This is a genomic window from Streptomyces sp. NBC_00691, assembly GCF_036226665.1.
GTDB lineage: Bacteria > Actinomycetota > Actinomycetes > Streptomycetales > Streptomycetaceae > Streptomyces.
The window spans coordinates 6,809,980-6,823,768 of sequence record NZ_CP109007.1 but is presented as its reverse complement, the minus strand read 5'-3'; the positions used below and the strand labels follow the sequence as shown (position 1 = coordinate 6,823,768).

Below are 13,789 nucleotides of genomic sequence, written 5' to 3'. Positions count from 1 at the left end.
CAGCGTGCCGCCGTCCGCTCACCCAGCGTGCGCCGGCAGGGCGGTCGGCGGCCCCCGGGCACCCTGGCCGACCGTCCCGGGCCCCCGTCAGGGGCCCGGGGGGTGGGTCAGCGGCCCTTCTCGCGCAGCGAGTGGAGATGGGCGCTGGACCTGCGGGCGAAGGTCAGCGAGTCGACCGGGTTGTCGTGCTCGGCCTGCCAGTGGTGGGCGCTCCGGCCGTGGCGGGTCCGGTTGACCGCCGAGATGAACCGCCGGTAGTCGATGTCCCCGTCACCGACGTCCGTCATCCGGTAGCCGTAGGGGACGGCGGTGTCGTCCCGGTCGCCGTCCTTCACATGGAACAGCGGATAGCGGTCGGGCTGGTCGAGGACGTAGTCGAGCGGATCGAACGGGGCGGGGGTGCCGTCCGGGCGGACCGAGTAGCGGTACTGGCCGACGTACGCCCAGAAGATGTCCATCTCCAGATGCACCAGGTCGGGGTCGGTCTCCGCGAGGAGGACGTCGTAGAGGCGCACGTCGGGGCGGTCGCTGGCGAAGGAGAACTCCTCCGAGTGGTTGTGCTGGTAGAACTTCATGCCCCGCTTCCGCGCGGCGGCGCCGTACCGGTTGAAGTCCTCGGCGCACCGCTTCCAGCCGTCCACGGTGTCGCCGTAGCGCCAGGGCCCGGAGGCGGTGCCGATGTGGGGCAGGCCCAGGGCTGCCGCGTCGTCGAGGACACGGTCGAGGTTCTGGGCGAAGGTGTACGCCGCCGGGTCGCTCGCGTAGTAGCCGACATGGCTGCCGATCGGGCGCAGCCCGTGATCACGTGTGAGGCGCTTGAGCTGGGCGAGGCTGATGGGGCCCGCGGAGCCCTGGCTGTAACCGGCGAACTCGACCTCGTCGTAGCCGTACTTCCGCAGCTCGGCGAAGACGGCGGCGAAGCCGAGGGTCGAGACCTTGTCCCGCAGCGAGTAGAGCTGGATACCGAGACGGCCGGGCGGCAGAACGGGGCGGCCGTGACCGTGGCCCGGCGATGCGGTGGTCCCCGCCGCGGCGGCGGGGGCGGCAGCCCCGAGCAGCGCGGCGGCGGTCGCGCCGGCGGCGACGCCCAGCATGTTGCGCCGGCTGAGCCTGTGGACGAGCTCGGGGTCGTCGGCGGCTTCGGTTCGGCGAGTGCGACTCATCTGTGGATAACTCCTTGGCTGTCGGAAAGGCCTGCTTCACTGGATTCAGCTCGAGGACGGGTTCGGACCGGGGTCTCCGTGACCCCGGCCAGCCTGAGCAACAGGTTCTTCACATCGGTGGCCGCGACGCGGCCGTCCAGGGCGCGGGGGGTGGAGCACAGGATGAGCGGACCTTCGTCGTCGCTCGCGGGAAGGCGGCCATGGCTGCCGCGAAGAGGTGAGGGGTCGAGAGGGACGACGGCCAGCCGGTACCGCATACCGAGCTTCTTGCGGGCGATCTCCCTGGCGGCCTTGATCCGCACATAGGGGTCGAGCGGGTCCATGAGGAGTTCGGCGGGGTCGTAGCCGGGCTTGCGGTGGATCTCGACCAGCTGCGCGAAGTCGGGGGCGCGGGCGTCGTCGAGCCAGTAGTAGTACGTGAACCAGGCGTCGGGCTCGGCGAGGGCGACCAGCTCTCCCGAGCGCGGATGGTCGAGGCCGTGCTCCTTCTTGCCGTCGTCGTCGAGGAGCCGCTCCAGACCGGGGAGGTCGGCGAGGGCCTCCCGGACGGCCGGCAGGTCCGTGGGGCGCTTGACGTACACGTGGGCGATCTGGTGATCGGCGACGGCGAACGCCCGGGAGGTCATGGGGTCCAGGTACTCCATTCCGTCCTGGGTGTGGACCTCCAGGAGCCCGGCGCGCCGCAGGGCGCGGTTGATGTCGACGGGGCGCTCGACCCGGGTGATCCCGTACTCGGAGAGGACCACGACCGTACGGCCCTCGGCCCGTGCCTCCGCGAGGAGCGGCGCGAGGACGGTGTCGAGCGCGGCCGCGGCCCGGAAGGAGCGAGGGTCGCCGGGGCCGTAGCGCTGGAGGTCGTAGTCCAGGTGCGGGACGTAGCAGAGGGCGAGGTCGGGGCGGCGGCTCCGGAGGATGTGACGGGTGGCGTCGACGATCCAGCGGCTGGAGACCAGATCGGCGCCGGGGCCCCAGAAGTGGAAGAGGGGGAAGGTGCCGAACTTCTCGGTGAGTTCGTCGTGCAGGGCCGGGGGCCGGGTGTAGCAGTCGGGTTCCTTGCGTCCGTCGGCGTAGTAGACGGGGCGGGGGGTGACGGTGATGTCGGTGTCGGCACCCATCGCGTACCACCAGCAGATGTTGGCGACGCTGTAGTCGGGGTGGGTGCGGCGGGCGGCGTCCCAGACCCGGTCGCCGGAGACGAGCCCGTTGTGCTGGCGCCACAGCAGGACGTCGCCGAGGTCACGGAAGTACCAGCCGTTGCCGACGATGCCGTGCTCGGCGGGGAGCGTGCCGGTGAGGAAGGTCGTCTGGGCGGTGCAGGTGACGGCCGGCAGGACGGTGGAGAGCGGGGCCTGGGAACCGTCGCGGGCCAGGGCGGCCAGGTGTGGCATGTGCGGCAGAAGCCGTGGGGTGAGACCGACGACGTCGAGGACCAGGAGGGGGGTGGGTGCGGATGGGGCGGCGGACGGGTGCGGGGCCGCGGACGTGGGCGCGGGGTCGCTCATGGCAGTTCCTTGAGGCCGAGGTCGGTCAGCAGGTCGCGGGCCAGGGTCAGTTCGGCGGCGATGCCGTCGGCGAGCCGGGCCCGGGTCCGGGGACGGCTCTCGGGCGGAAGGGCCTGCCAGGTGTACGTCTCGACCTCCAGGTGAGGGGTGCGCGGATGCGGGCCGCCGACGAGCAGGGCGAGGGTCTCCTGGAGGACGGGGAGCGTGGAGGTGAGCGGAGGAGAGGGGGGAGCATGCAGCGGGACGTGGAAGTGGGAGCGCCATGGGGTCGCGTCGGGGAGACCGTGGGCGGTGGCACCGCGCCGGTCGGAGGTGGCGAGCGCCTCGGGGAGGTCGTCCGTGCCCCGGAGACCGGCGGCGGTTCTGGTGCGGGTCTGATGGAGGAACCGGGGCTCGGCGAACGCGGCGAGCGCCGCCCTGACCTCGGGGAGGTGCGGATGCTCCGCGTGGAGCGCGGCGGAGAGCTGCGCTTTGGGTACGGGGATGCCGGCGGCGGCGAGCGAGTCCAGGGCGGTACGCGGGTCCTCGAAGGAGGTCGCGAGATGACAGGTGTCGAGACAGACCCCGATCCGCGGGTTCGGTGCGGCGGTCAGGGCGGCGACCGCGTCGGCGACCGTCTCGACGACACAGCCGGGCTCCGGTTCGAGCCCGATCCTGATGCTGCGCCCGGTGAGTTCCTCCAGTGCGTCGAGCCGTCCGGCGAGCGTCGTCAGGGCGGTGCGGGCGGTGGCGGCGGTCCCGGCGTCGAAGGGGGTGCGCCAGGCGAGGGGCAGGGTGGAGACGGATCCTTCGGTGACGTCCTCGGGCAGCAGCGCGGCGAGGAGCCGGGCGAGGTCGGTGGTGTGGGCGAGGCGATCGGGGTGGGTCCAGTCGGGCTGGTAGACGCGGTACTTGACCTCGTCGGCTCCGAACCCCTCGTACGGGAAGCCGTTCAGGGTGACCACTTCGAGGCCGCGGCGGTCGAGTTCGGCGCGCAGGGCACGGAGCGAGGCCGGATCGGTGATCAGGGAGCGGGCGGCGTCCCGGGCGAGCCAGAGGCCGATGCCGAGGCGGTCACGGCCGAGGCGGCGGCGGACCGGCTCGCAGTGGTCGCGGAGCTGGGCGAGGACGCCGTCGAGGGTCTCGGCCGGGTGCACGTTGGTGCAGTAGGCGAGGTGGACGGTGGAGCCGTCGGGGTGCCGGAAGCGCATGGGGACGCCTCATTCCCCGCCACGCAGCACGGAGTTGCCCTCGTGCAGGTCCGGCGGGGCGGGGAGGTCGAGGTGGAGGCGTCCGCTGAGGCCGTAGAAGGCGACGGGGTTGCGCCAGAGGACCTGGTCGACGTCGTCGTCGGTGAAGCCGGCGCCGAGCATCGCCAGGGCGACGGCGTGGGTCTTGAGGGGGTCGCTGCGGCCCCAGTCGGCGGCCGAGTTCACCAGCACGCGCTGGGTGCCGTAATCCTTGAGGATCGCGACCGTCCGGTCCTCGTCCATCTTGGTGTCGGGATAGACGGAGAAGCCGAGCCAGGCGCCGCTGTCGGCGGCCTCCTTGACGGTCGTCTCGTTGAGGTGGTCGAGGAGCACACGGTCCGGGGCGAGGGCGGACTCGCGGACGACATCGACGGTGCGGCGCAGGCCGGTGAGCTTGTCGCGGTGCGGGGTGTGGACGAGTGCGGGCAGGCCGTGGTCGGCGGCGAGCTGGAGCTGGGCGGCGAGCGCGGTGTCCTCGGCGGGTGTCAGGGAGTCGTAGCCGATCTCGCCGACGGCGACGACACCGTCCTTGGCGAGATAGCGGGGCAGTTCGTCGAGGACGGGGACGCAGCGGGGGTCGTTGGCCTCCTTCGGGTTGAGGGCGAGGGCACAGTGGTGGGCGATGCCGTGCTGGGCGGCGCGGAAGGGCTCCCAGCCGAGGAGGGCGTCGAAGTAGTCGAGGAAGGAGGCGGGCGAGGTGCGCGGCTGGCCGAGCCAGAAGGACGGTTCGACGAGGGCGCGGACACCGGCGTCGTACATCGCCCCGTAGTCGTCCGTGGTGCGCGAGGTCATGTGGATGTGCGGGTCGAAGATGCGCATCAGGACTCCTCGGTGGGGGCGGTGAGGGCGAGGACGCGGGTCAGATCGGCGGGAACGTCGCGGCCGGCGGCGGTGCGTTCGGCGGCCTGGTCGGCGAGCATCCGGGCGAGTTCGTCGTCACCGGCGGCACGCTCGGCGAGTCCGGCGACGTCGGTGACGGGGACGTCGGTGAAGAGACATTTGAGGAGGGCGTGCCGCCAGGCGTGGGGGGAGAGATGCGCGGCGGCGTAGGGGCCGACGGCGGCGGCGATCAGAGTGGTGTCGTGGGTGCGGAGGGCGTCCTCGACGAGAGGCACGGCCTCCGGGCCGGTGACGAGGCCGGGGAGGGCGAGGAGGACCGCGCGGCGCTCGGCGGCGGCCCCGTGCCGGTAGAGACGGCTGAGGGTGTCGGGGTCGGCACCGGCTGCTCGGAGGAGATGGGTGCGGGCCTCGTCCGCGTGCTCGCGCCCGCAGTGCCGGCCCGCGGCGACGAAGCGCTCCTCCCAGCCGGGAGCGCGGGCCTCGGCCTCGGCGAGGGCGGAGGCCAGCCAGGCGCGGGCGGCCGCGGTGACGGTCAGCATGTCGGGACCTCCCGGCGCAGGAAGGAGAGGGAACTGCGGGCGAGTGCGGGGCCGGCGTGGGAGTGCCGGGGCAGCTCGACGACGGTCAGTCCGGGGTAGCCCGCGGCGGTGAGTTCGGCGAGGGCGGCGAGCACGGGCGGGAAGTCGATCTCGCCGTCACCGAACGGCAGGTGCTCGTGGACACCGCGGCGCATGTCCTCGATCTGGATGTGGTGCACCCAGGGCGCGGCGGCGCGCAGGCAGTCGGCGGGAGGGAGGGGTTCGAGGCACTGGCAGTGGCCGAGGTCGAGGGTGAGGCCGAGGACGCCGGGCGGGGGGTCGCCGAGGAGTCCGCGCAGATGGTGGAAGTCGTCGAGGGTGGCGAGGAGGTGGCCGGGTTCGGGTTCGACGGCCAGGGGGACGCCGGCGGCTTCCGCGGCCTCCAGGACCGGGGCGAGCGAGGAGGTGAGCCGCTTCCAGGCCTCGTCCGGTGCGGTGCCGGCCGGGAGGACGCCGCTGAAGCAGTGCACGGCATGCGCGCCGAGGTCGGACGCGACCCGGACGGCCCGCAACAGGAGTCGGACCCGGGCGGACCGGTCCTCGGAGTCCGGGTCGAGCAGGGACGGGCCGTGCTTGCGGCGCGGATCGAGGACGTAGCGGGCCCCGGTCTCGACGGTCACACCGAGCCCCAGCTCGCCGAGGCGCCGGGCGACCCGGGCGGTACGGGCGGCCAGGTCGGGGGCGAGCGGGTCGAGGTGCATGTGGTCGAGGGTCAGCCCGACGCCGTCGTAGCCGAGATCGGCGAGCAGCCCGAGGGCGTCGTCGAGCCGCAGATCGGTGAGGCCGTTGGTGCCGTACCCCAGCCGGGGGCGGTCCGAGGAGTGCGTGGAGGAGCGTGAGGAGGCGGGAGTGGTGATCTGACCGGCGGACCCGGCACGGGAAGGACCCGGCCGGTCGGAAGCGGGGACGGGGCCGGCGCTGCTCATGTGGGGCTCACCTTCCTGGCAAGGGCGCGGGCGGCCGGGACGAGGCCGAGCAGGGCGAGCGCGGTCCCCGGCGCCCCGGCCCGGGCGGCCAGCGCGGCCTGCAGCGGGATCGTGGCCCGGATGCCCCCGCCGACGGCCCGCTCGGTGAGCGCCGCGGACGGGTTGAGCGCGGCGTGCAGGAGGAGGGCGGCCGGGGTACGGGCGTAGGCCAGCGCGAGGAGGGGGCCGAGCCCACGGGAGGGCAGCGGCCGGAAGGAGAGGGCGAGGCCGGAGGGGAGGACCCGGCGTGAGGGGACGGGCCGGCCGGCGGGGAGGGCGGGGTGAGGGTGGGGGTGGGGGTGGGGGGCGGGGGCGGGGGGCCCGGAGGGAGAGGTTGCGGTGGTGGTGCCGGGCCGTCGGCCGAATGGCTCGCCCGATGCCGCCCCGGCCACCGCCAGGGTGACGGCGAGTGCGGCGAGCGGAGTGCGGGTGGAGCCGCCCTGGGTCTCGTGGCGGGAGACGGCGGTGACGGCGTAGGTGTGGGCCCCGAGCAGGGCGGCGGACGGCAGGGCGCGGACGGCGTGGCGGTGGGGCCGACCGTTCCCCGCCGGGGCCGTCTTGGAGGCAGCGGTCGAGGCCGTCGCGCCCAGGAGGAGGTCGAGGGCGCGGGCCGCGGCCATGGCGCCGGGGCCCGCGGGGGTGTGTTTCAGGCCGAGGTCGTAGGCCCAGACCGTGGTGGCGAGAGCGGCGGCGACCGCGAGGGACGGGCGGCCCGCGCGGGAGGCCAGTGCCAGGCCCGCCGCCGTCAGGGCCGCCGAGGCCGTCAGGGCGGCGTTCGGGGCGATGCGGCCGGAGGGCAGGGGGCGGTGGGGGCGTTCGGCGGCGTCCTCGGCGCGGTCGGCCCAGTCGTTGAGCGCCATCCCCGCCTCGTACAGGCAGAGGGAGGCGCCGATCGCGCAGAGCGTGCCACGGCCGGGGCGGACCCCGGCCGCCGCCGCTCCCGCGAGGGCGTCGCCGGGCACCGAGAACAGTGCCGATACGCGGAGGAGTTCCGCCCAGGCCTGTGCCCGGCCGGTGCGCTTCCGGGTCATCGGGCCGTCCTCGTTCCGGAATCACCGGTACCCGTGGCCCGCGTACCCGCTTCCCCCGTTCCGGCGTCCCCCGTACGCGCGTCATCCGTCCCCGCGCAGCTCGTCCCGCCCGCGCCGCTCGTCCCGCCCGCGCAGCTCGTCCCGCCCGCGCCGCTTGTCCCGCCCGTGTCCGCGTCCTGCGCGTCCGTGTCCTCCGTGGCCGGGCGGTCGGTCAGGGTGCGGCCGAAGGTCAGCAGGCGCTCGTACTGGTCCGACAGTGAGGCCGGTGGGGTGCCTTCGGGGTCCTTGAAGTAGAAGGCGAGGTCCTCCAGGGGTCCTGTGAGGCCCTTCTCGTGGGCGCGGGCCGTGAGGCGGGCCAGGTCGAGGACGAGGGGTGCCGCGAGGGCGGAGTCGCAGCCCTGCCAGAGGGTCTGGAGGATCATGCGCGTGCCGAGGAAGCCGTCGAAGGCGATGTGGTCCCAGGCGGTCTTCCACTCACCCATCGCGGGGACGTCGTCGATGTGGACCTGGCCTTCGACGCCGGGGCCGAGGGTGTCGGTGAGGACGCGTTCCTTCCCCGCGTTCTTGGCGGCCGCGGCCGCCGGGTCGGCGAGGGCGGCTCCGTCGCCGCCGCCGAGGAGGTTGCTGCCGGACCATGCGCGTACGGTCAGGGCGCGCTGGCGGAACATCGGGGCGAGGACGGCGCGGAGCAGGGTCTGGCCGGTCTTGCCGTCGCGGCCCGCGTGGGGCAGCCGACTGTCGGCGAGCGGGGCGGCGAGGGTGGGGTGGCGCAGGCCCGTGGACGGGGTGAAGTTGATGTACGGGCATCCGGCGCGCAGTGCGGCGGCGGCGTACAGGGTGCTGGGTGGGAGCCCGGCGCCCCCCGACGCCGGCTCCGTGGATGCCACATTGACGACCACGACGCGGTCCAGGCCAATGCGTCGGCGGAAGTCCGTCAAGTCGTGGGTGAAGGCCGTGATGAGTTGTTCGTCGGTGCGGGTGTCGCCGGGGGCGGGGCCGCCGGGGCGGATCTCGCGGTCGGCGGCCTCGAGTTCGTGGGTGACGGCTCCGGTGAGTCCGTACGGGAGGACTCCGGCGGTGGTGAGTTGTTCGGCTCGTTTGGGGAGCGGGCAGTCGGTGGTGTCGTGTCCGCCGAAGACGAGGGTGGCGAGTGGGGGCAGGCCGGCGTCGGCGAGTTCGGGGGTCTCGGTTGCCATGCCGGTGGGTGGGTGGAGTCCGGCGACGAGAGCGGCGCAGCCGACCATGGTGGTGGTGGCGACGGAGCCTCTCGCGCCTATGAGCCAGATTCCGGTGCGGGGTGCGTGGGTCATGGCGTCGGCCTCCCTGCTCGTCCAGCGGAAAGAGGAGTGGTGCGGGTGGTGCGGGAGGTGCTGGTGGGGCGGGAGGTGACGGTGGGCGGGGGGTACGGCGCCACCCCGCCCACCGTCGTCCTGGGGCTCCCGTCAGGAGGGGAGTTCCTTGAGGCGGATGTTCCGGAAGGCGGCCTGGTCCGCGGCTCCGTGGTTCTGGATGCCGATGTGGCCGTCGGTGAGGCTGCGGGTGGGGTTGGTGTTGGTGAAGTCGTTGATCTTGATGCCGTTGAGGAAGACCTGGAGGCGTTCGCCCTGGACGCGGATCTCGTAGGTGTTCCACTGACCGGGCGGGCGGAGAGCCTGGTCGCGGGCCTTGAGGTTGGCCGACTTGAAGCCGTAGACGGCGCCGGTGGTGCGGTCGGCGGCGTCGGTGGCGTCGATCTGGATCTCGTAGCCGTTGTTCACGGCGGACCAGGGGTCGTCGCTGGCGGGGAAGCCGACGAAGATGCCGGAGTTGGAGTCGCCGGTGAGCTTCCAGTCGAGGGTGAGGGAGTAGGACCGGAGTTCCTTGGCCTGGTACCAGAGCATGCCCATGCCGCCGGTGGAGCGGAGTTCGCGGTCGGTGATGTCGAAGCCGCCGGGTCCGGCCTGCTTCCAGCCTTCGTGGGTCTCGCCGTTGAAGAGGTCGCGGTAGCCGGTCTGGGGCCGGCAGTCGGCCTTGACCTGGCCGGTGGCGTAGCGGAGGCCGCCCAGGAGGTGCCGGCGGAAGGCGGGTTCGGTGTAGGACTCCTTGGTGTGGCCGCCTCCGGTGTAGAAGGAGCGGCCGCCGCCGTAGGTCTGGCACCAGGCGATGGGGTGGTCGCCCTTCATGGTGCCGCCCTGGTAGGTGGTCTCGTCGAGGGTGGCGAGGACGCGGGCCTGGTCGCGGGGGTTGGTGCGGTAGTTGTACCACTCGTCGGTGCGCTGCCAGGGGCCGTCGATGTGGGCGGTGGCGGGGTGGGTGTGGTCCTCGGTGCGGACGGTGGCGGGCTGGATCTGGGGGTGGGACTGGAAGTGGGCGCCGACGAGTCCGCCGTAGAAGCTCCAGTCGTATTCGGTGTCGGCCGCGGCGTGGATGCCCATGTAGCCGCCGCCGGTGGAGACGTAGTTCTCGAAGGCTTTCTGCTGCTCGGTGTCGAGGACGTCGCCGGTGGTGGAGAGGAAGACGACGGCGTCGTAGCGGGCGAGGTTGTTGGTGGTGAACTGGCGTGGTTCTTCGGTGCTGTCGACGATGATGTCGTTGGCGGCGCCGAGTTCCTTGAGGGCGGTGATGCCGGTGCCGATGGAGTCGTGGCGGAAGCCGGCGGTCCTGGAGAAGACCAGGACGCGTCTGGCGTCGCGGTTCGCGGGGGTGCTGGAGAGGGTGAAGTCGTCGAGGTCGTAGAGGGCGCCGGTGCCGCCCTTGAAGACGAGGAAGAGTTCGGTGGTCCTGCGGGGCAGGTTGCGCAGGGGTACGTCGATGTCCTGGAAGGTCTCCCAGCCTCCGGTGACGGGGACGGGTGCGGAACCGTGGAGGGGGCCGGTGGGTGAGCCGGTGCGGACTTCGAGGAAGCCGCCGTTGCCGCCGGAGGAGACGCGGGCGGTGAGCGTGGTGGCTCCGGTGACGTTGTAGGGCTTGAAGGAGATCCAGTCGCCGTCGTTGATGTCGCCGACGGTGCGTCCGCCGTTGGCCTGGGTCTTGTCGAAGAGGTTGACGCCGCTCTGGGCGTCGAAGTGCTCGGCCTGGCGGTGGCGGGGCTGGAGTTTGGCCTGGTCGTGGGTGGTGAGGGCGGCCTGGCCGCCGCCTCCGCCGTCGGTGTACTCGGCGTCGAAGACGGCGAAGATGTTGGCGTCGTCGTCGTGGCCGCCGTCGGCGGAGGTCTTGATGGTGCCGGTGCAGCCGTTGGCGGTCGTGACGGGGTGGCCGTGGCTGTCGTGGCCGAGGACGTAGGTGACCTTGACCTTGGTGCAGTCGATGGTGCCGTCTTCGGGGTCGGTGACGGTGACCTTGAAGGGGATGTCGTCGCCGAAGGAGAAGAGGGCTCCTTCGGCGGGGAGTTCGAGGGTGACCTTGGGGGCGGTGTTGCCGACGACGATGTGGACGGAGGCGGAGCCGGTGCGGCCGCCTGCGTCCTTCGCCGTGACGGTGGCGGTGTAGGTGCCGTTCTTGCGGTAGGTGTAGGTGGGGTTGGCGGCGGTGGACGTGCCGCCGTCGCCGAAATCCCAGGTGTAGGTGAGGGCGTCGCCGTCGCCGTCGGTGGTGCCGGCGGAGGAGAAGGCGACCTTGAGGGGTGCGGTGCCGGAGGTCTTGTTCACGCTCGCCTCGGCGACCGGGGAGCGTCCGCCGGTGGCGTTCTCGATGCGGTAGAGGCCGGAGTTGTGGTCGCCGCCGAACCAGGCGGTGCCGTAGTCGAGGACGTAGAGGGCGCCGTCGGGGCCGAAGGCCATGTCCATGATCTGGGTGCCGGTCCAGGGGACGTCGTTGATGGAGGCGACGGTGCCGTCGGCGTCCTGGTCGATGCGCTTGATCCAGCGGCGGCCGAATTCGCCGGCGAAGAAGTCGCCGTCGTACGTCTCGGGGAACTTCACCGGGGACGTGTTGGCGGGGTCGTAGCGGTAGACGGGGCCGCCCATGGGGGATTCGGATCCGGTGCCGAACTCGGGTACGGAGCCGCCGTTGTAGGGGATCCAGGCGGGTTCGGCGGGCGGGAGGTCCACGAGTCCGGTGTTGTACGGGGAGTCGTTCTTGAGGGCGGCGCAGTCGAAGGGGGCGCCGGAGGTCTTGGTGGCGAAGTCGTAGTCGACGTAGGGGTCGTTGTCGCCGGTGCAGAAGGGCCAGCCGAAGTTGCCGGGCTTGGTGACGCGGGCGAACTCGACCTGTCCGGCGGGGCCGCGCTGGGGGTCGGCGGCGCCGGCGTCGGGGCCGTAGTCGCCGACGTAGAGGATGCCGGTGGTTTTGTCGACGCTGAAGCGGAAGGGGTTGCGGAAGCCCATGGCGTAGATCTCGGGGCGGGTCCTGGCGGTGCCGGGGGTGAAGAGGTTGCCGTCGGGGACGGTGTAGGTGCCGTCGTCGGCGACCTTGATGCGGAGGATCTTGCCGCGGAGGTCGTTGGTGTTGCCGGAGGTGCGGCGGGCGTCGAAGGCGGGGTTGCGGCCGGGTCGTTCGTCGATGGGGGTGTAGCCGTCGGAGGCGAAGGGGTTGGAGTCGTCGCCGGTCGAGAGGTAGAGGTTGCCCTGGGCGTCGAAGTCGATGTCGCCGCCGACGTGGCAGCAGATCCCGCGGGTGGCGGGGATGTCGATGACCTTCTTCTCGCTGGCGTTGTCGAGGGTTCCGTCGGCTTTCAGGGTGAAGCGGGAGAGGCGGTTGACGCCGTCGTACGGGGCGAAGTCGGCGGCGGTGCCGTTCTCGGGGGCGTCGCCCGCGGGGGTGTCGAGCGGTGGGGCGTAGTAGAGGTAGAGGGCTTTGTTCCGGGCGAAGTCCGGGTCGAGGCCGACGCCTTGGAGGCCTTCCTCGTCGTGGGAGTAGACGGGGACGGTGCCGATGACGGTGGTGTTGCCGGCGGCGTCGGTGCGGCGGAGTTCGCCGTTGCGGGAGGTGTGGAGGACGCTGCGGTCCGGGAGTACGGCGAGGGACATGGGTTCGCCGACTTCCTCGCCGCCCTTGGCGAGGGTGATCTGCTGGAATTCCTCGGCGGCCGCGGCGGATGCGCCGGGGGTGGGGGCTTCGGGTTCGGCGGCGAGGCCCTGGGGGGCGCCGAGGGCGAGCAGTCCGATGGTGAGCAGGGCGAGCGACTTCCTGGCGCGGAGTCGTTTTCTGTGCACGGGTGTCCTCCGGGTCGGGCCGGGTGTGCGGGGTGTCCGGGGACCGGCGTGCGCCGTCACGCTGGTCACATCACGCTGTTACGCCATGTACACATCAGGGACCGTAGCCGGGTTCGTCCACCACGGAAAGCCCTTGTGCACCAGTGCGGTCGAACTTTTCCCCGCGAGAGGACAAAGGCTCTCGCGGGCAGCACGGACCGGCCCGGCGGCACCTCGCCGCCAGGCGCGGACCCGCGCCCTCATCTCAGTCGGCGCTCCCGAAGGCCGCGTCGAAGGAGGCCGCCGGGGGGTCGAAGTCGTACCGCTTGAGGAAGGACAGCGCCTCGGGGGCGCCGGTCAGCCGGTCCATGCCGGCGTCCTCCCATTCCACGGAGACGGGTCCGGCGTAGCCGATGGACCGGAGCATCCGGAAGACGTCCTCCCAGGGCACGTCGCCGTGTCCCGCGGAGACGAAGTCCCAGCCCCGCCGGGGGTCGCCCCAGGGCAGGTGGGAGCCGAGCCGGCCGCTCCGGCCGTCGAGCCGCTTGCGTGCCTCCTTGCAGTCCACGTGGTAGATCCGGTCGCGGAAGTCCCAGAGGAAGCCGACGGGGTCGAGGTCCTGCCACACGAAGTGGCTGGGGTCGAAGTTGAGCCCGAAGGCGGGACGCCGGCCGACGGCGTCCAGGGCGCGCTGGGTGGTCCAGTAGTCGTAGGCGATCTCGCTGGGGTGGACCTCGTGGGCGAAGCGGACGCCCTCGGCGTCGAAGACATCGAGGATCGGGTTCCACCGTTCCGCGAAGTCCTCGAAGCCGCGCTCCACCATGTGCTCGGGGACCGGCGGGAACATCGCCACCAGATGCCAGATGGAGGAGCCGGTGAAGCCGATGACGGTGTCGACGCCGAACGCGGCCGCGGCGCGCGCGGTGTCCGCGAGCTCGCGGGCGGCCCGCTGCCGCACCCCTTCGGCGTCGCCGTCGCCCCAGATGCGGGCGGGCACGATCGCCTGGTGGCGCTCGTCGATGGGATGGTCGCACACGGCCTGTCCGACCAGGTGGTTGGAGATCGCCCAGCACTTCAGGCCGTAGGCGTCGAGCAGTTCGCGCCTGCCCTTGACGTACGCCGGATCGGCGAGGGCCTTGTCGACCTCGAAGTGGTCTCCCCAGCAGGCGAGTTCGAGGCCGTCGTAGCCGAAGTCGCGGGCGAGCCGGCAGACCTCCTCCAGGGGCAGGTCGGCCCACTGGCCGGTGAAGAGCGTGAAGGGTCGTGGCACGGTCGGGCGCCTCCTAGCTCGGTACGGATGGGTCGGCGGACGTGTCGGTGGCGGACGTGTCGGTGGCGGACGTGTCGGTGGCGGACGTCGTGGCTGCGGC

At 72.5% G+C, this 13,789-nt stretch carries 10 protein-coding genes; all 10 read right to left on the bottom strand.

What is annotated here, in order from left to right:
• Positions 1 to 107: 107 nt before the first annotated feature.
• Positions 108 to 1,163, bottom strand: coding sequence for a sugar phosphate isomerase/epimerase family protein (locus tag OG392_RS30605; RefSeq protein ID WP_329284787.1), 1,056 nt, complete (start codon positions 1,161 to 1,163; stop codon positions 108 to 110).
• Positions 1,160 to 2,665, bottom strand: a complete 1,506-nt coding sequence (locus OG392_RS30600) for an alkaline phosphatase family protein (protein ID WP_329284785.1) — start codon at positions 2,663 to 2,665, stop codon at positions 1,160 to 1,162. Before OG392_RS30600 ends, OG392_RS30605 begins: the two co-directional genes overlap by 4 nt.
• Positions 2,662 to 3,855 carry a metabolite traffic protein EboE gene (gene eboE / locus OG392_RS30595; protein ID WP_329284782.1) on the bottom strand — a complete coding sequence of 398 codons (1,194 nt, stop codon included), beginning with the start codon at positions 3,853 to 3,855 and terminating at the stop codon, positions 2,662 to 2,664. Before eboE ends, OG392_RS30600 begins: the two co-directional genes overlap by 4 nt.
• 9 nt (positions 3,856 to 3,864) lie before the next feature.
• A complete protein-coding gene (locus tag OG392_RS30590; RefSeq protein ID WP_329284781.1) occupies positions 3,865 to 4,713 on the bottom strand; it encodes a TatD family hydrolase in 849 nt (282 codons plus the stop codon).
• On the bottom strand, positions 4,713 to 5,273 hold the full coding sequence (locus OG392_RS30585) for an EboA domain-containing protein (RefSeq protein ID WP_329284779.1): 561 nt from the start codon (positions 5,271 to 5,273) through the stop codon (positions 4,713 to 4,715). Before OG392_RS30585 ends, OG392_RS30590 begins: the two co-directional genes overlap by 1 nt.
• The gene (locus tag OG392_RS30580; RefSeq protein WP_329284777.1) at positions 5,267 to 6,238 is read right to left on the bottom strand and encodes a sugar phosphate isomerase/epimerase family protein; all 972 of its coding nucleotides are present in this window, start codon (positions 6,236 to 6,238) and stop codon (positions 5,267 to 5,269) included. Before OG392_RS30580 ends, OG392_RS30585 begins: the two co-directional genes overlap by 7 nt.
• Positions 6,235 to 7,308 carry an SCO3242 family prenyltransferase gene (locus tag OG392_RS30575; protein ID WP_329284775.1) on the bottom strand — a complete coding sequence of 358 codons (1,074 nt, stop codon included), beginning with the start codon at positions 7,306 to 7,308 and terminating at the stop codon, positions 6,235 to 6,237. The genes OG392_RS30580 and OG392_RS30575 overlap by 4 nt, the downstream gene beginning before the upstream one ends.
• Positions 7,305 to 8,618 carry an inositol-3-phosphate synthase gene (locus tag OG392_RS30570; protein WP_329284773.1) on the bottom strand — a complete coding sequence of 438 codons (1,314 nt, stop codon included), beginning with the start codon at positions 8,616 to 8,618 and terminating at the stop codon, positions 7,305 to 7,307. Before OG392_RS30570 ends, OG392_RS30575 begins: the two co-directional genes overlap by 4 nt.
• Positions 8,619 to 8,750: 132 nt before the next feature.
• Positions 8,751 to 12,440 carry a ThuA domain-containing protein gene (locus OG392_RS30565; RefSeq protein WP_329284770.1) on the bottom strand — a complete coding sequence of 1,230 codons (3,690 nt, stop codon included), beginning with the start codon at positions 12,438 to 12,440 and terminating at the stop codon, positions 8,751 to 8,753.
• Positions 12,441 to 12,684: 244 nt separating this feature from the next.
• Positions 12,685 to 13,689, bottom strand: a complete 1,005-nt coding sequence (locus OG392_RS30560) for a sugar phosphate isomerase/epimerase family protein (protein ID WP_329284768.1) — start codon at positions 13,687 to 13,689, stop codon at positions 12,685 to 12,687.
• Positions 13,690 to 13,789: the final 100 nt, after the last annotated feature.

Coding starts and splice junctions, on each gene's coding strand:
- OG392_RS30605 (WP_329284787.1), bottom strand. CDS start 1,163: ATGAGTCGCACTCGCCGAACCGAAGCCGCCGACGACCCCGAGCTCGTC.
- OG392_RS30600 (WP_329284785.1), bottom strand. CDS start 2,665: ATGAGCGACCCCGCGCCCACGTCCGCGGCCCCGCACCCGTCCGCCGCC.
- eboE (WP_329284782.1), bottom strand. CDS start 3,855: ATGCGCTTCCGGCACCCCGACGGCTCCACCGTCCACCTCGCCTACTGC.
- OG392_RS30590 (WP_329284781.1), bottom strand. CDS start 4,713: ATGCGCATCTTCGACCCGCACATCCACATGACCTCGCGCACCACGGAC.
- OG392_RS30585 (WP_329284779.1), bottom strand. CDS start 5,273: ATGCTGACCGTCACCGCGGCCGCCCGCGCCTGGCTGGCCTCCGCCCTC.
- OG392_RS30580 (WP_329284777.1), bottom strand. CDS start 6,238: ATGAGCAGCGCCGGCCCCGTCCCCGCTTCCGACCGGCCGGGTCCTTCC.
- OG392_RS30575 (WP_329284775.1), bottom strand. CDS start 7,308: ATGACCCGGAAGCGCACCGGCCGGGCACAGGCCTGGGCGGAACTCCTC.
- OG392_RS30570 (WP_329284773.1), bottom strand. CDS start 8,618: ATGACCCACGCACCCCGCACCGGAATCTGGCTCATAGGCGCGAGAGGC.